This is a genomic window from Microbacterium sp. bgisy189, assembly GCF_965345345.1.
Taxonomy (GTDB): Bacteria; Actinomycetota; Actinomycetes; order Actinomycetales; family Microbacteriaceae; genus Microbacterium.
The window spans coordinates 194,891-215,193 of the sequence record NZ_CBDRMZ010000003.1; the positions used below are offsets into that span (position 1 = coordinate 194,891).

The 20,303-nt window shown below is 70.1% G+C and carries 18 protein-coding genes and 1 pseudogene; 7 read left to right on the forward strand and 12 right to left on the reverse strand.

Annotated elements, in window-relative coordinates; genetic code table 11:
* From ACSF8R_RS06220 to ACSF8R_RS06240, 5 genes and pseudogenes are all read left to right on the forward strand, one after another.
* Positions 1 to 921 carry an alpha/beta hydrolase fold domain-containing protein gene (locus ACSF8R_RS06220; protein WP_434810987.1) on the forward strand — a complete coding sequence of 307 codons (921 nt, stop codon included), beginning with the start codon at positions 1 to 3 and terminating at the stop codon, positions 919 to 921.
* Positions 922 to 964: 43 nt separating this feature from the next.
* The gene (locus ACSF8R_RS06225) at positions 965 to 3,001 is read left to right on the forward strand and encodes a bifunctional aldolase/short-chain dehydrogenase (protein WP_434810988.1); all 2,037 of its coding nucleotides are present in this window, start codon (positions 965 to 967) and stop codon (positions 2,999 to 3,001) included.
* Positions 3,002 to 3,119: 118 nt separating this feature from the next.
* Positions 3,120 to 4,541 carry a rhamnulokinase gene (locus ACSF8R_RS06230; protein ID WP_434810989.1) on the forward strand — a complete coding sequence of 474 codons (1,422 nt, stop codon included), beginning with the start codon at positions 3,120 to 3,122 and terminating at the stop codon, positions 4,539 to 4,541.
* A gap of 59 nt (positions 4,542 to 4,600) precedes the next feature.
* Positions 4,601 to 4,945, forward strand: coding sequence for a hypothetical protein (locus tag ACSF8R_RS06235; RefSeq protein WP_434810990.1), 345 nt, complete (start codon positions 4,601 to 4,603; stop codon positions 4,943 to 4,945).
* Positions 4,946 to 5,055: 110 nt separating this feature from the next.
* Positions 5,056 to 6,032, forward strand: a pseudogene (locus ACSF8R_RS06240) (NAD(P)H-dependent flavin oxidoreductase).
* 109 nt (positions 6,033 to 6,141) lie between these two features.
* Here ACSF8R_RS06240 and ACSF8R_RS06245 read toward each other — a convergent pair.
* From ACSF8R_RS06245 to ACSF8R_RS06270, 6 genes are all read right to left on the reverse strand, one after another.
* Entirely contained in the window at positions 6,142 to 6,525 is a 384-nt protein-coding gene (locus ACSF8R_RS06245; RefSeq protein WP_434810991.1) for a VanZ family protein, read from the reverse strand.
* An 11-nt stretch (positions 6,526 to 6,536) separates the two neighbouring features.
* The gene (locus ACSF8R_RS06250; RefSeq protein ID WP_434810993.1) at positions 6,537 to 7,382 is read right to left on the reverse strand and encodes a transglutaminase family protein; all 846 of its coding nucleotides are present in this window, start codon (positions 7,380 to 7,382) and stop codon (positions 6,537 to 6,539) included.
* A complete protein-coding gene (locus tag ACSF8R_RS06255) occupies positions 7,379 to 8,311 on the reverse strand; it encodes an alpha-E domain-containing protein (protein WP_434810994.1) in 933 nt (310 codons plus the stop codon). Before ACSF8R_RS06255 ends, ACSF8R_RS06250 begins: the two co-directional genes overlap by 4 nt.
* Positions 8,305 to 9,975, reverse strand: a complete 1,671-nt coding sequence (locus tag ACSF8R_RS06260) for a circularly permuted type 2 ATP-grasp protein (protein WP_434810995.1) — start codon at positions 9,973 to 9,975, stop codon at positions 8,305 to 8,307. The genes ACSF8R_RS06255 and ACSF8R_RS06260 overlap by 7 nt, the downstream gene beginning before the upstream one ends.
* Positions 9,976 to 10,076: 101 nt before the next feature.
* Positions 10,077 to 11,084, reverse strand: coding sequence for a LacI family DNA-binding transcriptional regulator (locus ACSF8R_RS06265; protein WP_434810996.1), 1,008 nt, complete (start codon positions 11,082 to 11,084; stop codon positions 10,077 to 10,079).
* Between the two features lie 64 nt (positions 11,085 to 11,148).
* Positions 11,149 to 12,594: an alpha-N-arabinofuranosidase gene (locus ACSF8R_RS06270; protein WP_434810997.1), complete on the reverse strand. Its 1,446-nt coding sequence runs from the start codon at positions 12,592 to 12,594 to the stop codon at positions 11,149 to 11,151.
* A 288-nt stretch (positions 12,595 to 12,882) separates the two neighbouring features.
* On the opposite strand from ACSF8R_RS06270, the gene ACSF8R_RS06275 reads away from it, so the two are divergent.
* Positions 12,883 to 14,235: a DUF222 domain-containing protein gene (locus tag ACSF8R_RS06275; RefSeq protein ID WP_434810998.1), complete on the forward strand. Its 1,353-nt coding sequence runs from the start codon at positions 12,883 to 12,885 to the stop codon at positions 14,233 to 14,235.
* A 443-nt stretch (positions 14,236 to 14,678) separates the two neighbouring features.
* Here ACSF8R_RS06275 and ACSF8R_RS06280 read toward each other — a convergent pair whose 3' ends face one another.
* From ACSF8R_RS06280 to ddaH, 3 genes are read right to left on the reverse strand one after another with little or no spacing between them, the layout of a single operon-like run.
* Entirely contained in the window at positions 14,679 to 15,422 is a 744-nt protein-coding gene (locus tag ACSF8R_RS06280; protein ID WP_434811000.1) for a sulfite exporter TauE/SafE family protein, read from the reverse strand.
* A gap of 6 nt (positions 15,423 to 15,428) precedes the next feature.
* The gene (rocD, locus tag ACSF8R_RS06285; protein ID WP_434811001.1) at positions 15,429 to 16,655 is read right to left on the reverse strand and encodes an ornithine--oxo-acid transaminase; all 1,227 of its coding nucleotides are present in this window, start codon (positions 16,653 to 16,655) and stop codon (positions 15,429 to 15,431) included.
* Complete coding sequence (gene ddaH / locus ACSF8R_RS06290) at positions 16,652 to 17,539, reverse strand: dimethylargininase (protein ID WP_434811002.1); 888 nt, start codon at positions 17,537 to 17,539, stop codon at positions 16,652 to 16,654. The genes rocD and ddaH overlap by 4 nt, the downstream gene beginning before the upstream one ends.
* A 152-nt stretch (positions 17,540 to 17,691) precedes the next feature.
* Between ddaH and ACSF8R_RS06295 the strand changes: the two genes are divergently transcribed.
* Positions 17,692 to 18,408 carry a hypothetical protein gene (locus tag ACSF8R_RS06295; RefSeq protein WP_434811003.1) on the forward strand — a complete coding sequence of 239 codons (717 nt, stop codon included), beginning with the start codon at positions 17,692 to 17,694 and terminating at the stop codon, positions 18,406 to 18,408.
* A 255-nt stretch (positions 18,409 to 18,663) separates the two neighbouring features.
* Here ACSF8R_RS06295 and ACSF8R_RS06300 read toward each other — a convergent pair whose 3' ends face one another.
* The 3 genes from ACSF8R_RS06300 to ACSF8R_RS06310 are packed head-to-tail and all read right to left on the reverse strand — an operon-like array spanning position 18,664 to position 20,293.
* Positions 18,664 to 19,641, reverse strand: coding sequence for a quinone oxidoreductase family protein (locus ACSF8R_RS06300; RefSeq protein ID WP_434811004.1), 978 nt, complete (start codon positions 19,639 to 19,641; stop codon positions 18,664 to 18,666).
* Positions 19,638 to 19,856 carry a helix-turn-helix transcriptional regulator gene (locus ACSF8R_RS06305; protein ID WP_434811006.1) on the reverse strand — a complete coding sequence of 73 codons (219 nt, stop codon included), beginning with the start codon at positions 19,854 to 19,856 and terminating at the stop codon, positions 19,638 to 19,640. Before ACSF8R_RS06305 ends, ACSF8R_RS06300 begins: the two co-directional genes overlap by 4 nt.
* Positions 19,856 to 20,293, reverse strand: a complete 438-nt coding sequence (locus ACSF8R_RS06310; protein WP_434811007.1) for a hypothetical protein — start codon at positions 20,291 to 20,293, stop codon at positions 19,856 to 19,858. The genes ACSF8R_RS06305 and ACSF8R_RS06310 overlap by 1 nt, the downstream gene beginning before the upstream one ends.
* Positions 20,294 to 20,303 lie beyond the last annotated feature (10 nt).

A 20,303-nucleotide genomic window follows, 5' to 3' on the forward strand; every position in this document is an offset into this window, starting at 1 on the left:
ATGACGTCCGTCGCGCAGCCGTATGCCGCGGCCGACGGGCTCGTGCGCGTGTACCCGGCGGGCGAACCGGACGGCACGGGGCTCGTATGGGCGCACGGCGGCGGGTTCGCCGGCGGCGACCTCGACATGGCCGAATCGGATGCCGTGGCCCGCGCGCTCGCGGCATCGGGCACGACCGTCGTGAGCGTCGACTACCGGCTCGCACCGACCCCGGCCGCGTGGGCGGCGGCTGCAGGCGTGCCGCAGCACGACGGCGTGCACTACCCGGCGGCGTCCGACGACCTCGTCGCGGCGTGGCAGTGGACGGTCGCGAACGCGGATGACCTCGGCATCCGCTCGCTCGCCCTGGGCGGCACGTCGGCCGGTGGTAACCTCGCCGCCGGTGCCGCGCTGTGCCTGCTGCACGGTGCTCGCAACGGTGGGACCGAAACGCTCCCCGACCTCGTGATCCTCGCCTACCCGACGTTGCACGCGGTGCAGGCGACCCCGTCGCCCGACCTGCGCGCGGCGCTGGATGCCGACCCCGAAGCCGATCGATTCGGCCCGGCGGCGGTGCTCGGCATGTACGAGAACTACCTCGGCGGACCGGTGGTCGGCGCCGACGTCTACGCCATCCCCGGGCTCGCCTCGACGGCCGAGCTCGAAGGGTTCCCCCGCACGTACGTCATCAACGGCGACGTCGACGAGCTGCGCGTCTCGGGCGAGGCGTTCGCCGCGTCGCTGGCCGCAGCAGGTGTCGACGTCGAGGTCGAACTCGAGCCCGGTACCCAGCACGGGCACCTGAACCGTCCCGAAGCTCCCGCGTTCGCGGCATCCATCACGCGCATCCGCGCCCGCCTCGCAACGCTGGCCGACACGACCCTCACCCCCACCCCCGCCGCTCACCTGTCGCAATCGTCGCCCTCGATCCACGGATCGTGACAGGCGAGCAGCCGACACAGACCACCCCCTGAAGGAACCCACCATGACGAACCCCACCGCCGCTGAGCTGATCGCGCGAAGCAACCGCCTGGGCGCCGACCCCAAGAACACGAACTACGCCGGCGGCAACACGTCGGCCAAGGGCACCGAGACCGATCCGGTCACCGGCGAGCCCGTCGAGCTGCTGTGGGTCAAGGGCTCGGGCGGCGACCTCGGCACGCTCAAGCCCGAGGGGCTCGCGGTGCTGCGCCTCGACCGCATGCGCGCGCTGGTCGACGTCTACCCGGGTGTCGACCGTGAGGACGAGATGGTCGCCGCGTTCGACTACTGCCTGCACGGCAAGGGAGGCGCCGCCCCGTCGATCGACACCGCCATGCACGGACTGGTGGATGCCGCGCACGTCGACCACCTGCACCCCGACTCGGGCATCGCCATCGCGACCGCCGCCGACGGCGAGGAGCTCACCGCCAAGATCTTCGGCGACAAGGTGGTGTGGGTGCCGTGGCGCCGCCCCGGCTTCCAGCTCGGGCTCGACATCGCCGAGATCAAGGCGCAGAACCCCGCGGCGATCGGGTGCATCCTGGGTGGCCACGGCATCACCGCGTGGGGTGACACGAGCGAAGAGTCGGAGGCCAACTCGCTGTGGATCATCGACACGGCCGCGGCCTACATCGCAGAGCACGGCAAGGCCGACCCGTTCGGCGGCGTGCGTGCCGGCTTCGAGGCGCTGCCCGAGGCCGAGCGCCACGCCCGTGCTGCGGCACTCGCGCCGACAATCCGCGGGATCGCGTCGACCGACAAGCCGATGCTGGGCCACTACACCGACAGCGATGCGGTGCTCGAGTTCCTGGCATCCGAGCAGGCGCCCGCCCTCGCGGCGCTCGGCACGAGCTGCCCCGATCACTTCTTGCGCACGAAGGTGAAGCCGCTCATCCTCGACCTGCCGGCCACGGCATCGGTGGAGGACCAGATCGCCCGCCTGCACGAACTGCACGCCGCGTACCGCGAGGACTACCAGGCGTACTACGACGCCCACGCGACCGCCGAGTCCCCCGCGATCCGCGGCGCCGACCCGCTCATCGTGCTCGTGCCCGGGGTCGGCATGTTCAGCTACGGCGCGAACAAGCAGACCGCGCGCGTCGCGGGTGAGTTCTACGTCAACGCGATCAATGTGATGCGCGGCGCCGAGGCGCTGTCGACGTACACGCCCATTTCGGATGCCGAGAAGTTCCGCATCGAGTACTGGGCGCTCGAAGAGGCGAAGCTGCAGCGCATGCCGAAGCCGAAGACCCACCAGGGCCGCGTCGCGTTCGTCACCGGCGCCGCCGGGGGCATCGGCAAGGCCATCGCGGTGCGCCTGGCGGCAGAGGGCGCGTGCGTCGTCATCGCCGACCTCGACCTCGAGAAGGCGCAGGCCGCCGCTGCCGACCTCGGCGGCACGGATGTCGCGATCGGCGTCGCGGCGAACGTCGCAGATGCCGACGCGATCCAGGCGGCGCTGGATGCCGCGGTCCTCGCCTTCGGCGGCGTCGACCTCGTGATCAACAACGCGGGCCTGTCGCTGAGCAAGCCGCTGCTGGAGACGACCGAGAAGGACTGGGACCTGCAGCACGACGTGATGGCGAAGGGCTCGTTCCTGGTGTCGAAGGCGGCCGCGAAGATCCTCATCGACCAGCAGCTCGGCGGCGACATCATCTACATCTCGTCGAAGAACTCGGTGTTCGCCGGCCCCAACAACATCGCGTACTCGGCGGCCAAAGCCGACCAGGCCCACCAGGTGCGGCTGCTGGCCGTCGAACTCGGCGAGTTCGGCATCCGCGTCAACGGCATCAACCCCGACGGCGTCGTCCGCGGCTCCGGCATCTTCGCGTCGGGCTGGGGCGCCAACCGCGCCGCGACCTACGGGGTCGCCGAGGAGGACTTGGGCCAGTTCTACGCCAACCGCACCATCCTCAAGCGCGAGGTCGTGCCCGAGAACGTCGCCGACGCCGTGTTCGTGCTGACCGGCCCCGAGCTGAGCCGCACCACGGGACTGCACATCCCCGTCGACTCCGGTGTCGCCGCCGCGTTCCTGCGATGAACAGCGTCGCGGCGTTGCGCGTTTCGTCTCGTCGCTTCGCTCCTCGCGGGGCGACCGAGATGTCCCAACCGGTCGTTGAGCGAGCGCAGCGAGACGAAACGTGGCGAGGAGCGACCTCATGACCGGCGGCGTCGTCGCGGCCGTCGACCTCGGCGCGACGAGTGGGAGGGTCATGATCGGGCGGGTCGGCGATGGCGTGCTCGAGCTTGAGCAGGTGGCGCGGTTCCCGAACGGGCCGGTCGCGGATGCCGACGGCTCGCTGCACTGGGACTTCTCGGCGCTCCGCGGGCACATCGTCGCGGGGCTGCGCGAGGCGCTGCGCCGTGAGCCGGGCATCGCGTCGATCGGCATCGACTCGTGGGCCGTCGACTACGGCGTCATCGAGGGCGGCGAGCTGCGCGGCGAGCCGTTCCACTACCGCGACGAGCGCACCACGGCAGGGGTCGAGGCGGTGCACGCGCAGGTGCCGTTCGACGAGCTGTATCGCCGCAATGGCCTGCAGTTCCTGCCGTTCAACACGCTGTACCAGCTCGCTGTCGAGCGCGGCCTCGACACCGCGGACGGCGTGTTGCTGATCCCGGATCTCGTCGCCTGGCTGCTCACCGGCGCGGTCGCCGCCGAGCGCACGAACGCGTCGACGACCGGCCTGCTCGACGTGTCGACAGGCGCGTGGGATGCCGACCTGGCGCAGCGCCTCGGCATCCGCACCGACCTGCTGCCCCCGCTCGTCGACCCCGGCGCCGCGCTCGGCACGACCCGGACCGATGGCCACGACGGTGTCGGCGCCGAGGTGCCGGTCATCGCGGTCGGGTCGCACGACACGGCGTCGGCGGTCGTCGCGGTGCCGATGTCGGATGCCGCGACCGCCGCGTACATCTCATGCGGCACGTGGGGGCTCGTAGGGGTCGAGCTCGACGAGCCGGTCGTCACCGACGCCGCCCGCGAAGCGAACTTCACGAACGAGGGCGGCGTGGACGGCCGCATCCGGTTCCTCCACAACGTCACGGGACTGTGGCTGCTGAGTGAGTCGGTGCGCGCGTGGGAGGCCGAGTCCGGCGAGACGATCGACCTGCCCGCGCTGCTCGCCGAAGCCGCTGCCGTCGAGGGCGACATTGCCGTGTTCGACGCGAACGACGAGTCGCTGTCGGCGCCGGGCGACATGCCCGCACGCATCGCCGCGCTGCTGCGGCGGGATGGCAAACCGGTGCCCGAGACGCGCGCCGGGTTCGCCCGGGTGATCGTCGAGTCGATCGCGGCGGCGTTCGCGGATGCCGTGGCCACCGCCGCATCCCTCAGTGAACGCACGCTCGAAGTCGTCCACGTCGTCGGCGGCGGGTCGCTGAACCGGCTGCTGTGCCAGTCGACCGCCGACCGCACCGGTCTGCCGGTGCTCGCCGGCCCGGTCGAGGCGACTGCCCTCGGCAATGTGCTCGTGCAGGCCCGCGCCCACGGCTGGTTCGGCGAGCACGCGACGCTCGAGACCCTGCGTGCCGCGGTGCGGGCGTCGGTCGACCTGCAGCGCTTCGAACCGCGTAGCTGACACGTTTCGTCTCGCTGCGCTCGCTCAACGACCGGCGCGTGGCCTGCGAGAATCGGGGCATGGGACGATCCGACGCGCAACGTGTACTCGATGCGACGCTTCTCGACGTGTTGCGGTACTTCCGAGACGATGTCGAGGTCTTAGGGGCATGGGTCGAATCCGACACGTCGATCTGCGTCGTATACCGGCGCACGATCGATCCCGAGCTCATCCTCGGCGGGCGGTTCACGTTCCCGCCGCACGCAGCGCCCGACGATCCCGAGTCGTCTGGCCAGGCGTTCGCTGAAGAACTGCGGGAACCGATCGGCGTCGGCGGATTCCGTGGTGCCGTCGACGCGGCCGGAACGCACTGGCTCGGCATGGCGGAACCACCCGCCTGCCCGTTCGGCGCCGCGGCACGCTGAGGGCGCGACGCCCCCCCCCCCCCCCCCCGCGGAAGCTCCCAGCGCGGCATGCTGGAGGCATGACGCTCTTCGAACTCGACCGCCCGATCGTCCTCGGCCCGTTCGGCGGCATGTCGTCGGTCGCGCTGACCGCGGCGGTGAGCGAGGCGGGCGGGCTCGGGTCGTTCGGGCTGTACGGCTACTCCCCCGAGCGCATCCACGAGACGGTGGCCGCCCTGCGCGCGGCAACCGACCGCCCGTTCGCCGTGAACCTCTGGGTGCCCGCCGGCGACGAAGTCCCCGCCGACCAGGTCGACCTCACCGAGCCGCTGCGCACGGTCGCGCCGCTGTACGAACGGCTCGGCATCCCTCTCCCCTCCGGCATCCCGTCGGCGCCCGACGTCGACGCGCAACTGGATGCGGTGCTCGAGGCCGCCCCTGCGGTCACGAGTTTCGTGTTCGGCATGCCGCCGCGCGCGTGGGTGGACGCGGCGCACGAGCGCGGCACCCGGGTCGTCGGTGCGGCGACGACGGTCGCCGAGGCACGCGAGGTCGAGGCGGCCGGGGCGGATGCCGTCGTCGCGAGCGGCTTCGAGGCCGGCGGGCATCGGGTGAGCTTTCTGCAACCGGCGGAGCGGTCGCTCGTCGGCCTGTTCTCGCTGGTGCCGCAGGTCGTCGACGCCGTCGACATCCCGGTGATCGCGGCGGGCGGCATCGCGGACCGGCGCGGGTCGCCGCCGCGTTCGCGCTCGGCGCCGACGCGGTGCAGGTCGGCACCGGGTTCCTGCGCACCCGCGAGTCGGCGGCGAGCGCCGCGCACCGCGCCGCACTGGATGCCGTCACCGACGCCGGCACGGTCCTCACCCGGGCGGCGACGGGGCGGCTGGCCCGCGGCATCCGCAACACCCTCATCGAGACGGTCGAGTCCGGCCCGATCGCGCCGTTCCCGGCGCAGGCGTGGGTGGTCGGGGCCCTGCGGACAGAGGCGAACCGTGTCGGCGAAGGCGACCTGCAGTCGCTGTGGTCGGGCCAGTCCGCCCCGCTCGCCCGCCTCGACACGGCGGCCGAGGTGTTCGCCGAACTCGCCGCCGGGCTGCCCCGGGCCTGACGCCCCGGCATCCCGCACCGCAACAGGAGAAATCACCGCAACAGGACGTTTCGCGCCGGATCATCCTGTCCTGGTGATTTCTCCTGCGCTGCGAACGCGACCAGCGCGGCTACCCGCCCGCGCGTCGCCGCGCCGCACCTCGCGCCGAGAGCCAGATCGCGGCCCAGCCCAGCCCCACCCCGATGAGGTCGGCGACGACATCCCACGGGTCGGCGGCGCGATCGGCGAGCAGCCAGCCCTGCAGCAGCTCCGACCCGATCGCGTGCACCGTGAGCACGATGGCGAGCGGCACCGCCCGGATGCCGGCGAACATGCCCGTGATCATGATCGACGCGAAGCTCGCCGCATGCGCGACCTTGTCGAGACCGCCCGGCAGCCCCGGCCCCGGCTGCGACGGCGCGAACAGACCGTACAGGTTCGCGGCGCACGCGAGCGCGAACAGCACCCACGCGGCGGTTCGCCATCGGTCGCGCGCGAGAGGCTCCGAACCCACGCCGGCCCCGCTCACGCCTCGCGAGTGATGGTCACCTTCACGAGCAGCTCACCCTTGTGGCCGCCGGCGTACACGCCGCGCAGCGGGGGCACGTCGTTGTAGTCGCGGCCTCGGCCGACGAGCACGTGGCGGTCGCCGATCTCGACGTTGTTCGTCGGGTCGAAGCCCTGCCACGAACCGTCGTACCACTCGATCCACGCGTGCGACTCACCGGTGACGGCGACGCCCACCTCGGCATCCGGGTTGGGATGCAGGTAGCCCGACACGTAGCGGGCGGGGATGCCGACGGCTCGCAGTGCGCCGAGCGTGATGTGCGCGATGTCCTGACACACACCCTTGCGTTCGGTCCATGCTTCGGCCGCGGTCGAGTGCACGCCGGTGACGCCGGGCATGTAGTCGACGGCATCGCCCACTGCGCGGGCGATCGCGAGTGCCGCTTCGGACGGGTTCGCGTGCTCGGCGGCGATGCGCGTGGCGAGCTCGGCGACCTCTGCGTGCGGCGCGGTGCGAGCGGTCTGGCCCATCATCTCGACGGTCGCGACCGAGCCGACGGCGTCTTCCGCCAGCTCGTCCCAGGTGACCTCGGCGTGCTCGACGGGCCGCGGACGCACCTCGACGAGTGATCGCGCCGTGATCATGAGCGCGGAGTGGGCGGCGAGCACGTCGAACGAGGCGACGCGGGTGCCGAAGTAGTCGGTGAAGTAATTGACACCGGTCGACGGTTCGAGATCGAGCTGCGCGCTCAGCACGAACTGGCTGTCGGTTGAGTTCGGCGTCATGCGGGCTTCGTTGTAGCTCGCACCGACATCACCCGGGTAGGTGAAGCCGGTGGCGTGCTCGATGCGCAGGCGCTTCATGAGGTCTCTCCGATCCAGCTCGGCTCGGCGTGCGTGGGGAAGAATCTTCCGCGGATCGCCTCGCTCGCCTCGCGCGTCACCTTCTGCACTTGGTCCATGTGCTCGGGCAGGTCGTCGATGATCTCGCCGATGGGGCGGTACTCGAGGTCGTTGCGGATGCGGCCGAGCGCACGCAGCACGGTGTTGGAGTGTCCGACGCGGTCGGCGACGGGGTCGATCGCGCTCATGCACTGCTCGGCCATCTGGATCGAGTGGATGATCGACCGCGGGAACAGCCGGTCGAGCAGCAGGAACTCTGCCGCGTTCGACGCGCTCGGCATGCCGCGGTAGGTGCGCAGGTACGCCTCGTACGCACCGCAGGAGCGGAGGATGGTCGTCCACGACGGACCGGATGCCTCGGTGAGCGACCGGGTCGCCAGCATCCGCGCCGTCATGTCGGTGCGTTCGATCGCGCGACCGAGCGTGAAGAACTGCCACGACTCGTCTCGGCTCGTGGAGTTGTCGGTGATGCCGACGGCGAGCGCGGCACGCTCACGCACCCACTGGAAGAACTCGTGCACCTTCTCGTCGTTGAGGCGACGGGGCATACGCGAGTAGGTGGTGTTGAGGGTCTCCCACAGTTCGGTGGAGACGATCTCGCGGGCGCGGCGTGCGTTCTCGCGGGCGGCCTGCACGGCGTAGGCGATGCTCGACGGGTTCGTGCGGTCGACGGCGAGGTGGGTGAGCACGGCGCTGCGCGTCACCCGCTCGGTGTCGGCCGGCGGGAAGGAGCCCATGACGCCCATGAGCGAGCGGCATGCGGTGTCTTCGTCGATCCACGGGTCTTCGAGCAGCAGCTGCAGGTGCACGTCGAGGATGCGGGCGGTGCCGTCGGAACGCTCGATGTAGCGTCCGATCCAGAACAGCGATTCGGCGATGCGGCTCAGCATGTCGACGCACCTCCCTCGTCACGGCCCTGCTGTTGTTGCTGCTCCTGTTCGGAGCGGCCGGCCGGCTGGTCCTGCGGTGAATGCACCTGCAGCTCTTGCGGGTCGTAGATGATCGAGATCGCCTCGGTGACGGCGGCCTGCTCTTCGACGATGCCGGCGACGTCGGGCTGCTGGCGCTGTCCGTACTCGGGGCGACCGGGCGCCGATCCGCCGACGATCCAGGTGTCTTTCGACCCGCCGCCCTGCGACGAGTTGACGACGAGCTGGCCTTCGGGGAGGGCGACGCGGGTGAGTCCGCCGGGCAGCACCCACACCTCGTCGCCGTTGTTGACGGCGAAGGGCCGCAGGTCGGCGTGGCGGGGCTGCAGGCCGTCTTCGACGAGCGTCGGGATGGTCGAGAGCATGACGACCGGCTGCGCGATCCAGCCGCGCGGGTCGGCGAGCAGCTTCTTGCGCAGTTCGTCGAGCTCACCGCGCGACGCGTCGGGGCCGACGACGAGGCCCTTGCCGCCCGAGCCGTCGACGGGCTTGACGACGAGTTCGTCGAGCCGGTCGAGCACCTCTTCGAGCGCGTCGGGCTCTTCGAGCCGCCACGTGTCGACGTTCTTGAGAATGGGCTCTTCGGCCAGGTAGTACCGGATGAGGTCTGGCACGTACGTGTAGAGGAGCTTGTCGTCGGCGACGCCGTTGCCGACCGCGTTGGCGATCGTGACGTTGCCGAGGCGTGCGGCGAGCATGAGGCCGGGGGCGCCGAGCATCGAGTCGGCGCGGAACTGCAGCGGGTCGAGGAAGTCGTCGTCGACGCGGCGGTAGATGACGTCGACCCGGCGGGGGCCGCGGGTGGTGCGCATGAACACCTTGCCGCCCTGGCACAGCAGGTCGCGGCCCTCGACGAGTTCGACACCCATGAGGCGCGCGAGCAGCGTGTGCTCGAAGTACGCCGAGTTGTAGACACCGGGGGTGAGTACGACGACGTTCGGGTCGTCGACGCCGGGCGGGGCCGATGCGCGCAGGGCCTGCAGCAGCTTGTTCGGGTAGTCGCCGACGGGTCGCACGTGCATCGAGACGAACAGCTCGGGCAGGGTCTGCGCCATGACACGACGGTTCGAGATGACGTAACTGACGCCCGAGGGCACGCGCACGTTGTCTTCGAGCACGCGCATCTCGCCGTGCTCGTCGCGGATCAGGTCGATGCCCGACACCTGGATGCGCACGCCGTTGGCGGAGTGGATGCCGGCGGCCTGCCGGTAGAAGTACTGCGACGACGCGATGAGCTTCGCGGGCAGCACGCCGTCGCGGACGCAGTGCTGGTGCCCGTACGCGTCGTCGAGGAACGCCTCGAGCGCCCGCACGCGCTGCTGCACGCCCTTCTCGACCTGCGACCATTCATCGAACGGGATGATGCGGGGCACCGCGTCGAGCGGGAAGGGCCGCTCTTCGCCGGCGAAGTCGAACGTGACGCCCTGCGCCAGATACGAGCTGGCGAGCGAATCGGTGCGCCCACGCAGCTCTTCCTGCGTCATCTGCGCCAACGCCTGGTAGAGCTCCCGATAGGCCGCGCGCGAAGTCGGGGGCGTGCTGAACATCTCGTCGAACGCCGGCACACCTGAAGCGGTTTTGCGCGGCGCCGCCGTGGATCCGTATCCGTCGAACAGGTCACCCATGCGACGAGCCTAACGGCCCAGGTGTTGCGACGGTGTTTCCCGTTCGGGGCCTTGCGCACCCGACGAATGTCGGTTACGACGCGCGTCGCGCGCAGCGGCGATCAGGCGGTGGATTCGCGCGCCATGAGCCGCACGTCGGCGACGAAGGAGCGGTATTCGCCGGGCGCCCTGGTGCCCGAGATGCGTTCGGTGAGCATGCTGATCGCAGCGTCGGCCATGGCTTCGTGGTCGGGTGCGATCGAGCTGAGCGAGGGGGTGAGGAATGCGTCGAGCGGCACGTCGTCGAACCCGATGACGCGCACGTCTTCGGGCACGCGCAGGCCACGTTCGCGCAGGGCGCGCATGGCGCCGATCGCGACGACGTCCGTCGCGCACAGGATGCCGTCGACGTCGGCGATCTCGTCGATGAGCAGCCCCGCCGCATCCCGCCCGCCTTCGAAGGTGTAGGCCGCAGCGCGCACGAGCGCCGCGTCGAAGGGGATGCCGGCGGCGGCGAGCGCCTCACGGTACCCGCCTGTGCGCAGGGTGGCGACGTCGATGTCGTCGGGGTCGCCGACGCGTCCGCCGAGCATCGCGATGCGGCGCGAGCCGCGCGAGACCAGATGTTCACTGGCGAGCGCCGCGCCTTTGGCGTTGGCCATCTCGACGTGGTCGAGCGGCGACGTGTACCCGCGCTCCCCCAGCACGACGATCGGAAAGTCGCCGCGCAGCAGTGTCGCGTCGTCGTCGTGCAGTTCGGCGGCGTGCAGCACGAGGCCGTCGTAGCTGCGCAGACGCGACCGGGTGATGGCATCCAGTTCGCGGTCGCGTCGGGCGCCCGTCTGTTCGATGACGAGTTCGAACCCGTCGCGGGCGGCGCGTTCGATGAGCAGGGTCGCGAGCAGGCCGAAGTACGGGCGGTCGACCTCGGGCACGGCGAGGCCGATGACACCGGTGCGCCCCTGGCGGAGGCTGCGCGCGGCGGCGTTGACGTGATAGCCGAGCGCGGCGATCGAGGCGAGCACCTTCTCGCGCGTCGAATCCCGTACGTGAGGGTGGTGGTTGACGACGTTCGAGACGGTCATGACCGAGACGCCGGCGTGCCGGGCGACGTCCTGCATCGTGGTCATGGCGTCGCTCCCCTCACCCCGCTATCGTGACACGCCTCGCTATCGTGACACGCCCCGGCCGGGTTCACCCACGCGGGCGCACCCGGACGGTCGCGACAGCGTGCGGCGGCAGCGTGAACGAGACGCGGCGCCCATCGACCGAGACGGTGAGGTCGGTGAGTGCGACGGCATCCGGTGTCTCGAAGGTGTTGTGGTCGCCGGGCGCGGCCGGGGCGAGCAGCTGCGCTCGCAGCACCTCGTCGACCGGCTCGGTGAACTCGAACTCGGCCTCGATCTCGGTCGTGAGCGAGGTGTTGGCGGCGCTGAGGGTGATCGCGCCGTCCTTGCCCGACACCGTCAGTTCGCCGTCGGCCCCGAGGGCGCCGCGCGCGGTCGGGATGAAGGTCGCGTCCTGGTGATCGGTGTACAGGTCGAACACGTGGTAGGTCGGCGTGGTGACCATGGCGGCACCGTCGGTGAGGATCATCGCCTGCAGCACGTTGACCATCTGCGCGATGTTGGCCATGCGGACCCGGTCGCCGTGGCGGTGGAAGATATTGAGGTTGATCGCGGCGACCAGCGCGTCGCGCTGCGTGTTCTGCTGGTACAAGAAGCCCGGGTTCGTACCCTCCTCCACGTCGTACCAAGTGCCCCACTCGTCGACGATGAGCGAGACGCGCTTTGCCGGGTCGTAGCGGTCCATGATGCCGCTGTGCCGCGTGATGAGCTCGTCCATGCGACGGGTCTGGCGCAGTGTCTCGTGCCAGGCGTGGTCGTCGAAGCCGGTCGCCGCGCCCTTCACCGACCATTCCCCTGTGGGCAGCGTGTAGTAGTGCAGGCTGAGGCCGTCCATGTGGTCGGCGGCGCGGGCCATGAGCACGTCGGTCCACTCGTAGTCGTCCGAGTTGGCCCCGCACGCGATCTTCGCGATGGGCTCGGCGCCGTACTTGCGCACGTACGTCTGGTACTGCCGGTATTGGTTGGCGTAGTGCAGCGGCAGCATGTTGCCACCGCATCCCCAGCTCTCGTTGCCGACGCCGAAGAACTCCACCTTCCACGGCTGTTCACGCCCGTGCCGCTTGCGCAGCTCGGCCATCGGCGCCGTGCTGTCGAGCGTCATGTATTCGATCCAGTCGTGCATCTCGGCGACCGTGCCGCTGCCGACGTTGCCGTTGATGTACGCCTCGGCATCGAGCTGGTTCAGCAGTTCGAAGTACTCGTGGGTGCCGAACGTATTCGGTTCGACGACTCCGCCCCAGTGGGTGTTCACCATCGGCTGCCGGTCGTCGCCGACACCCTTCAGCCAGTGGTATTCGTCGGCGAAGCAGCCGCCGGGCCAACGCACGAGCGGCACCTTGATGTGGCGGAGCGCCGCGATCACGTCGGTGCGGATGCCGTTGTGATGGGCGATCGGTGAGTCCTCACCCACCCACAATCCCTCGTACACGCAGCGGCCGAGGTGCTCGGCGAACTGGCCGTAGATGCGACGGTCGATCTGGTGCGTCGCCGTGGCGGCGTCGATGCGGATCATGGGTGGGTGAGGCCTTTCGGTCTGGTCGTGCGGTCGGTTCGGTCAGGCGGCGGCCTGTTCTCCTGTCGGCGTTGACAGAGTCTCGGGTCCTTCCATGGCCCAGGAACCTGCTCGATATTGTATCGATACATGCTTTCCACGCGACATGTTACGAATCGCGAGTTCACTCTCGACTCGATCGAGGCGCTTCTCCAGCTCGGTTACTCGCACACTCGCTCGCGGGCTCGTATCAACCCGACAGATGCGTCCGAATATCCCAATGTCGGAACCCCTGCGTAGTGTCAAAGTATGAAGATTTCGACGAGTGGCGCAGAGCTGGATCTGCCGGACGCCGTCGTCGAGCTGTCCTTCGCGGAGCTGGCTGAGCGTGTCTTCGCGGGAGAGTTTCCCGAGCTCCTCGACGAGCTTCCCGATGACGAGCCGCAGCGCACAGACCGACATGTCGAGAACCTGGCACGCCGCTCCCGCGCCCTCGCCGCCGAGCAGGATCAGTTGTTCCGCACGGTGCTCGACGAAGCCGCCGACTCCCCCGACGCCTGGGTGGGACCCGACCCGACCGGTGACCCGGATTGGTCCGACCCGCGTGGGCGAACGATCGGCGCCGTCCGACGGGAGCGACGCGAGTTCGCGGTGCGGTCAGCGGCCGCCGACCTCGCCACACGCGTTCGGCTCTCAGAGACCACGATCCGCTCACGGGCACACCGAGCCGCAGTCCTGTCGACTCGCCTCCCGCTGACGTGGCGCGGGTACCTCGCCGGCGACATCTCGGAACAGAATGCGACGACCGCCGCATCCCTCGCCGATTCACTTCCCGCCGACGAGCCGCACACCTGGACCGCATTTGACGCGGCCGTGTCCGCCGCAGCCACCACGTTGACACCGGCACGATTCAAGACCCGCGCCCGCGCGGCCCGCGAGCGCGTGTACGCAGAGTCCCTCGAAACCCGGCACACGCGCGCCGCCGCAGATCGCGACGTATGGGTCGCCCCCGAACTCGACGGCATGGGCAGCGTGACAGCGCTCCTGCCCGCCGTACAGGTGAAGGCGATCGAACGTGCGCTCGACACTCGCGCCCGCGAACTCCAGCACGCACCCGGCGAAACGCGATCATTGGCCGAACTGCGCGCCGATATCTTCGCCGACCTGCTCACCGGTGGTGAGGACAACATCAACGCGACCGTGTTCATCACGATCCCCGCGCTCACCCTGCTCGGCCACGACGACCAGCCCGCAACACTCGACGGATACGGCCCGATCGACCTCGACACCGCACGGCGCCTCGCCGCCGGATCAAAGGACTGGGTTCGGGTACTCACCGACCCGATCACCAGCAGCACGATCGACGTCGACCGACGCAGCCGCCGCATCCCCAAGCGCCTGCGCCGCTGGCTCGCCGTCCGCCGCGGCACCTGCATCTTCCCCGGCTGCGGCCGCTCCGCCCACGACTGCGACATCGACCATCGCCAGCGAGTCGAACACGGCGGCGCCACCGACCGACACAACCTCGACCCGCTGTGCGAATCGCATCACCGCATCAAAGACGAAACCCTCTGGCGGCTCGCACGAGATCCCGCAACCGACGACCCGGTCTGGACGAGCCCCACCGGCATCACGACTCGCGCCGATCCCCCGCCCTTCTGAGGCGCTTGAACCACCCCTCCGTCGCGATCGCCTGCTCGACCGTGCCGCCCGCCATGTACCCCGCAGCCAACCCGGCGAACGACGCATAGCAATCCGCGCACAGCACCCGCGTGCTCGTCCGGTGCCCACCGTCTCGCAACCGCGCCCGACACTGCTCGCAACGACTGCTCATGACGTCACCGTGACACGCCCACGCCCCACGACGCAACCAGCAATCGCACCGACAGCCCGCGCGCCCCGCCCCGCTCACAACGCGACAGGAATACGCGACGTCGACAGCCCGGCATCCACCAGCGAACGCCCCAGCGCGATCGTCGCCATGCCGGTCGCGACCGAATTGCCACCCACGGTGGGAGAGGCCGACCGCCGTCGAGGTCGTGAAGTTGTTCTGCGACATGACCATCCGAGAGACGGAGGTCTCGAGGGGATCGCGGAATCCCGGGTCAGGCGACGAGCAGATAGATCGCGCCGGCGACCGTGAGCGCAATGACGAGCCGCTCGAACACCGTCTGATCGATACGCGAGGCGACCCACCGACCAGCGAGTGCCGACACGATGACGAGCGGTGCGAGCACGGCGTCGATCAGCAGCCCGGTCGGGGTGATCATGCCGAGGCCGACGAGGAACGGCACCTTCGCGACGTTCACGATCGCGAAGAACCAGGCGGCCGTCCCCAAGAACTCCTTCACCGAGAACCGCGCCGCGAGGAAGTACATCGACATGACCGGCCCTGCCGCGTTGGCGACCATCGTCGTGAACCCGCCGAGCGTGCCGTAGACGCCGGCCGCGACGCGGTGCGACCCCTCCCCCTCCACGACGCGTCGCATGTGTCGACGCAACAGGGTGATCGCGATGACCAACAGCAGGATGCCGGCGATCACGATGCGCACGAGGTGGTCATCGGAGACCGCCAGGAACGCGATGCCGGCCAGCATTCCGACGATCACCGCCGGTGCGAGGCGCAGCAGCGCGCGGAAGTCAGCGTGCCGCCGGTAGGCGACGACGGCGAACACGTCAGCGAGGATCAGCAGCAGCAGAATCGTGCCGGTGGACTGCTTGGCGGGCAGCACCGCGGCGAACAGCGCGACCGCAACAGTTCCGGCCCCCGGCAGCGCCGTCTTCGACATCCCGATGACGAGGGCGGCGACGGCGAGCGCCGCCCACCCCAGTACCCCGAGGTCGGGCATGGCGGCTCAGCCGGCGAGCACGACGCGCAGCTGCTCGACGGCCCAATCGATCTCGGTCGCACGGATCACGAGCGGCGGCGCAATGCGCACCGTCTGCCCGTGGGTGTCCTTCACGAGCACGCCGCGTCCGAGCAGCTTCTCGGCGACGTCGCGCCCCGTGCCGACGGCAGGGTCGATGTCGACGCCGGCCCAGAGCCCGGCGACACGCACGGCGGTGACGCCGGAGCCGATGAGTCCCTCGAGCTTCGCCTCGAGGTGCTCGCCGAGTGCCTGCGCGCGCGTCTGGAACTCACCCGAAGCGAGCATCTCGACGACCTGCGTGCCGATCGCACAGGCCAGCGGGTTGCCGCCGAACGTCGAGCCGTGCTCGCCCGGTCGCAGCACGCCGAGCACGGCCTCGTCGGCGACGACTGCCGACAGCGGCACGATGCCGCCGCCGAGCGCCTTGCCGAGCAGGTACACGTCGGGCACGACGGCCTCGCGATCGCACGCGAACGTGGTGCCTGCACGGCCGAGTCCCGACTGGATCTCGTCGGCGATCATCAGCACGCCGCGGCGGTCGCAGATCTCGCGCACGGCACGCAGGTAGCCCTCCGGCGGAATGACGACACCGGCCTCGCCCTGGATCGGCTCGAGCAGCACGGCGGCGGTATCGTCGTCGATCGCGGCTTCCAGCGCCGCCGCGTCACCGAACGGCACCGAGCGGAACCCGGCCCCGTACGGTCCGAAGTCGTCGTGGGCGACGGGGTCGTCGCTGAAGCCCACGATGGTGGTGGTGCGTCCGTGGAAGTTGCCGTTGGCGACGATGATGTTCGCGGCACCGTCCGTGACGCCCTTGACCCGGTACGCCCACGCCCGCGCCACCTTGATGCCGGTCTCGACGGCCTCGGCGCCCGTGTTCATCGGCAGCACGAGGTCCTTTCCACACAACCCTGCGAGCGCCGTCGCGAAGGCGCCGAGCTTGTCGTTGTGGAACGCGCGGCTGGTGAGGGTGAGGCGGCCGAGCTGCTCGTTCGCGACGGCGATGAGCGCGGGATGCCGGTGGCCGAAGTTCACGGCGGAGTACGCCGACAGGAGATCGAGGTACCGCTTGCCCTCGACGTCGGTGACCCATGCGCCCTCGCCGCGGCTGAGGACGACCGGCAGCGGCGAATAGTTGCGTGCGACATGGTCTGCTTCGGACGCGATGATGCCGATGGCGGCGGTCGCGGGCTGCGGGGTGTGGACGGTCATCGGATTCCTTCCGGACGATCACGCAGTTCGAGCGTGCAGCACTTGATGCCGCCGCCGCCGAGCAGCAGCTCGGACAGGTCGATCGGCACGGGAACGTAGCCGCGGGCGCGCAGCTGTTCGGCGAAGTCGGTCGCGCGCGGCGAGATGAAGACGTGACGCCCGTCGGATGCCGCGTTCAACCCGAACACGGCCCCGTCGGCGTCTGAGACGCGGATCGCGTTGGGGAACCGCTCCGCGAGCACCCGCTGCGATGCCTCGTCGAATGCGGCGGGCAGGTAGGCGATGTTCGCGGCATCCACCCCGCCGACGCCCTGCACGGGGTCGAGCACGGCGATCGCGGTGTCGAGGTGGTAGAAGCGGGGGTCGACGAGGGTGAGCGAGATGACGTCGCGGCCGAACACGGCGGCGACCTCTTCGTGGCCGCCCGTCGACGAGCGGAAGCCGGTGCCGGCGAGGATCGCGTCGCCTACGAGCAGGAAGTCGCCTTCGCCCTCCTGCACCGCTGTCGGGCGCACGACGTCGAAGCCGTGGTCTGCGAACCACTCCATGAACGGCTGCTCTTCACCGCGGCGCTCGTCGACGCGGAACCGCACGCCGAGCGCGACACCGTCGATCACGAAGCCGCCGTTGGCGGTGTAGACCATGTCGGGCAGCCTCGGCACCGGGTCGATCAGCTCGACCGTGTGCCCGAGCCGAAGGTAGGTGTCGTACAGTTCCTGCCACTGCGCGACGGCCTTTGCGGTGTCGGTGGGGCGAGCAGGCTCCATCCACGGGTTGATCGAATACCGCACCGTGAAGTGCTCGGGCCGGCACATGAGATACCGGCGTCGGTGCGCGACGCGCTCGGGTGCGTCGAGGCCCGCGACGGGCTGCTGCGAGGACATTTCGCTCCTGATCTGGGGCGGACGGCGGACGCTGTCCAGGGGCCCGGCGGAGCTGCCGAAGAGCCGACTGTCCGGGCACGCCTCGACCATTGTGTCACGGCATCCGTGCCCAGCCCTGGGCGTGAAGCGGCCGATTCTGCCAGTCTGAGAGCATGACGCGACGCACCGGCGACCAGACGCGTGAGCTGCTGATCCGCATCGGCATGCAGATGCTGCTCGAACGCGGGGTCAGCGCGGGCGTGCAGCACATCCGTCTGCAAGACGTGCTGCGCCGCGCCGGACTGACCACAGGCGCTGCCTACCGGCTGTGGGCCGACCAGACCGACTACCAGCGCGACCTCGCCGTCGCGATGGTCAAACTGCGTGCCGCATCACCTGCCGACGCGGTCATGGCGGCCGTCAAGGAGCTCATCGAATCGGGCGCACCCGGTGACGACGTCATCCGCGCCGCCGCCGCATCGCACGTGCGCAGCGCGACGGGTGCGGATGCCGCGGGCGACAACCCGCTCGACTCGCAGGCGTTCCTCATCGCGCTGGCGTTGCGCACGACCGCGCACACGTGGCCCGAACTCACCGAGGCCAGCCGCGAGCGACATTACGAGTCGACCGCCGCCTACGCGGAGTTCTACAGCCTGCTCATGAAGTCGTACGGCCTTCGAATGCGCGAGCCGCTCACCCTCGATGACTTCACCGAGGCGATGGCGGCGCTGGGAGAAGGGTTCGCGGTGCGGGCGCTCGAAGGCATCGAGCATCCCACCTACACGTTCACCGCTGAAGACGAAGCGCCGGACGGCACCTGGACGCTGTTCGCACTGGGCGTGCGCGCACTCGTCAACGAATTCATGGTGCCCGACGCACCGCGCGACTAGACGACCCGCCCCGGGGCCGAATGTCTCCGACCCCAGCGGCGATGTCGCTCGGGTTCTCGGGTGAGGCTCGGCGGTCGAGAGTGCTGGAACGGCGACCCGCCTGAATTCCTTGTGACGCTCCCCTGCGTCCCTCCCATGGTGGCGGCAGGCCGCACCTGGATGCCAGAAAGATAAGATGTTTTTCTTCGGGCCCCGGTGGTCGTGCCACCCAATGGTCGAGTGCCGCGCCGCAGGCGCGGTGTATCGAGACCCGATTCACTCCGCCGTCACGACGAGCTTGCCGGTGACGCCGCCGGCATCCATCGCGCGCAGCGCCGCTCCGGCACGCGAGCGCGGCCAGGTCGCCGAGATGTGCGGTCGGAGCTGCCCGTCGGCTGCGAGGTGCAGCAGCCGCTCGGTGACCTCGGGTTTCGCGGTCGCGGCGAGCGCGCGGATGCGTCGGCGACGGTTCGACCGGATCGCGCCGTGCAGCATCCGCCCGAGCGGTCCGAGCACGCGACCGGTGCCACCCGAGACGCTGACGATGGTGCCGCCGTCGCGGAGCAGTCGCTGCAGCACCGGCAGTGGCGCGTCACCGCCGAGCACGATAATCGCATCCCACGCGTCGCGCGGCCAGTTCGTGAGGTTCTGATCGCGGTCACCGGTTTCGGCGGCGCCCTGTGCTGCCGCGGCATCCATCGCGTCGGGCCGGGTGAGCGCGTGCACGTGCGCGCCGCGCAGCGCCGCGAGCCGCACGACATAGAGACCGACACCGCCGCCCGCGCCGAGCACGAGCACCCGGTCGCCGCGTTCGACCGCCGCCTTCTCGAGCGCTTGCCAGGCCGTGCCGCCCGCGAGCGGGAGCGCGGCCGCCGTCTCGTCGGAGACGCCGTCGGGTATCGCGACGAGCGACGCGGCGCGCGCGACGACGGATGCCGCCAGTCCCCCGCCCGGCAACTCCCCCACGACCCGGTCACCGACCCGGAAGCCGGTGACGTCGGGCCCGAGTGCCGCGACGCGACCTGCGACATCGCGACCTGGGACGGGGGTCTTCGGACGCGTGAGGCCGAAGGCTGCGCGCACGATCAGGGGCTCGCCGCGCATGATGCGCACGTCGGCCGAGTTCAATGCCGTCGCGGCGATGTCGATACGCACCTCTCCGGCCCCCGGCGTCGGCACGGGGACCTCGCGGGGCTGCACGACGTCTGGGCCGCCGTAGGCGTCCTGCGTCCAGGCGGTCATCGTGTCGGTCATGGTTCCTCCGGGTACTGAAAGACGGCGTCGAGCGGGCGCCCGAGCGCGTGCGAGATCTGGAAGGCGAGTTCGAGCGTCGGCGAGTACTTGCCCTGCTCGAGTGCGATGAGGGTTTGCCGGGTGACCCCGATCCGGCCCGCGAGGTCGGCTTGGGTCATGCCGGCATCCTCACGAAGGGCACGGATGATGTTCGTGACGCGAGTGGGGCGCACCATCACTGGAACCCTCGGCGGTAGGCGACCAATCGTGCGATCGTGCCGACGAAGGCCGAGACGAAGAAGCCCGCGAACAGTGCGTTGCCGATCCAGAACGACGCGGCGTCGAGCATGGCGAGCGCCAGGCCGGCAAGCCCGCCGAGCACCAGGAACGCCTGCCCGACGCGGTCGCCGAAGCGCTCGATCTCACGGTCGCGCTGATCCATCACGTGCTGCTCACCGGCGTCACGCATGCCGGCGACGATGCCCCAGGCGATGCTGAGCGCGATCGAGACGACGATGCCGACGCCGATCGCCCACAGCATGGGTGCCACCCAGTCGACGCGCTCGATGCCGCGCGAGAGCTGCGGCAGCACGAGCACGAGGTAGACCGTGATCGCGATCGGGCTCGCGATGAGCTGCGACCACGTGATCCGTTCGGCGTATCCGATGTTCACGCCCCACCTC

What these genes read in the sequence shown, in the direction of transcription:
- ACSF8R_RS06220 (WP_434810987.1), top strand. Translation starts at nt 1, where the DNA reads ATGACGTCCGTCGCGCAGCCGTATGCCGCGGCCGACGGGCTCGTGCGC.
- ACSF8R_RS06225 (WP_434810988.1), top strand. Translation starts at nt 965, where the DNA reads ATGACGAACCCCACCGCCGCTGAGCTGATCGCGCGAAGCAACCGCCTG.
- ACSF8R_RS06230 (WP_434810989.1), top strand. Translation starts at nt 3,120, where the DNA reads ATGACCGGCGGCGTCGTCGCGGCCGTCGACCTCGGCGCGACGAGTGGG.
- ACSF8R_RS06235 (WP_434810990.1), top strand. Translation starts at nt 4,601, where the DNA reads ATGGGACGATCCGACGCGCAACGTGTACTCGATGCGACGCTTCTCGAC.
- ACSF8R_RS06250 (WP_434810993.1), bottom strand. Translation starts at nt 7,382, where the DNA reads ATGAAGCGCCTGCGCATCGAGCACGCCACCGGCTTCACCTACCCGGGT.
- ACSF8R_RS06255 (WP_434810994.1), bottom strand. Translation starts at nt 8,311, where the DNA reads ATGCTGAGCCGCATCGCCGAATCGCTGTTCTGGATCGGACGCTACATC.
- ACSF8R_RS06260 (WP_434810995.1), bottom strand. Translation starts at nt 9,975, where the DNA reads ATGGGTGACCTGTTCGACGGATACGGATCCACGGCGGCGCCGCGCAAA.
- ACSF8R_RS06265 (WP_434810996.1), bottom strand. Translation starts at nt 11,084, where the DNA reads ATGACCACGATGCAGGACGTCGCCCGGCACGCCGGCGTCTCGGTCATG.
- ACSF8R_RS06270 (WP_434810997.1), bottom strand. Translation starts at nt 12,594, where the DNA reads ATGATCCGCATCGACGCCGCCACGGCGACGCACCAGATCGACCGTCGC.
- ACSF8R_RS06275 (WP_434810998.1), top strand. Translation starts at nt 12,883, where the DNA reads ATGAAGATTTCGACGAGTGGCGCAGAGCTGGATCTGCCGGACGCCGTC.
- ACSF8R_RS06280 (WP_434811000.1), bottom strand. Translation starts at nt 15,422, where the DNA reads ATGCCCGACCTCGGGGTACTGGGGTGGGCGGCGCTCGCCGTCGCCGCC.
- rocD (WP_434811001.1), bottom strand. Translation starts at nt 16,655, where the DNA reads ATGACCGTCCACACCCCGCAGCCCGCGACCGCCGCCATCGGCATCATC.
- ddaH (WP_434811002.1), bottom strand. Translation starts at nt 17,539, where the DNA reads ATGTCCTCGCAGCAGCCCGTCGCGGGCCTCGACGCACCCGAGCGCGTC.
- ACSF8R_RS06295 (WP_434811003.1), top strand. Translation starts at nt 17,692, where the DNA reads ATGACGCGACGCACCGGCGACCAGACGCGTGAGCTGCTGATCCGCATC.
- ACSF8R_RS06300 (WP_434811004.1), bottom strand. Translation starts at nt 19,641, where the DNA reads ATGACCGACACGATGACCGCCTGGACGCAGGACGCCTACGGCGGCCCA.
- ACSF8R_RS06305 (WP_434811006.1), bottom strand. Translation starts at nt 19,856, where the DNA reads ATGGTGCGCCCCACTCGCGTCACGAACATCATCCGTGCCCTTCGTGAG.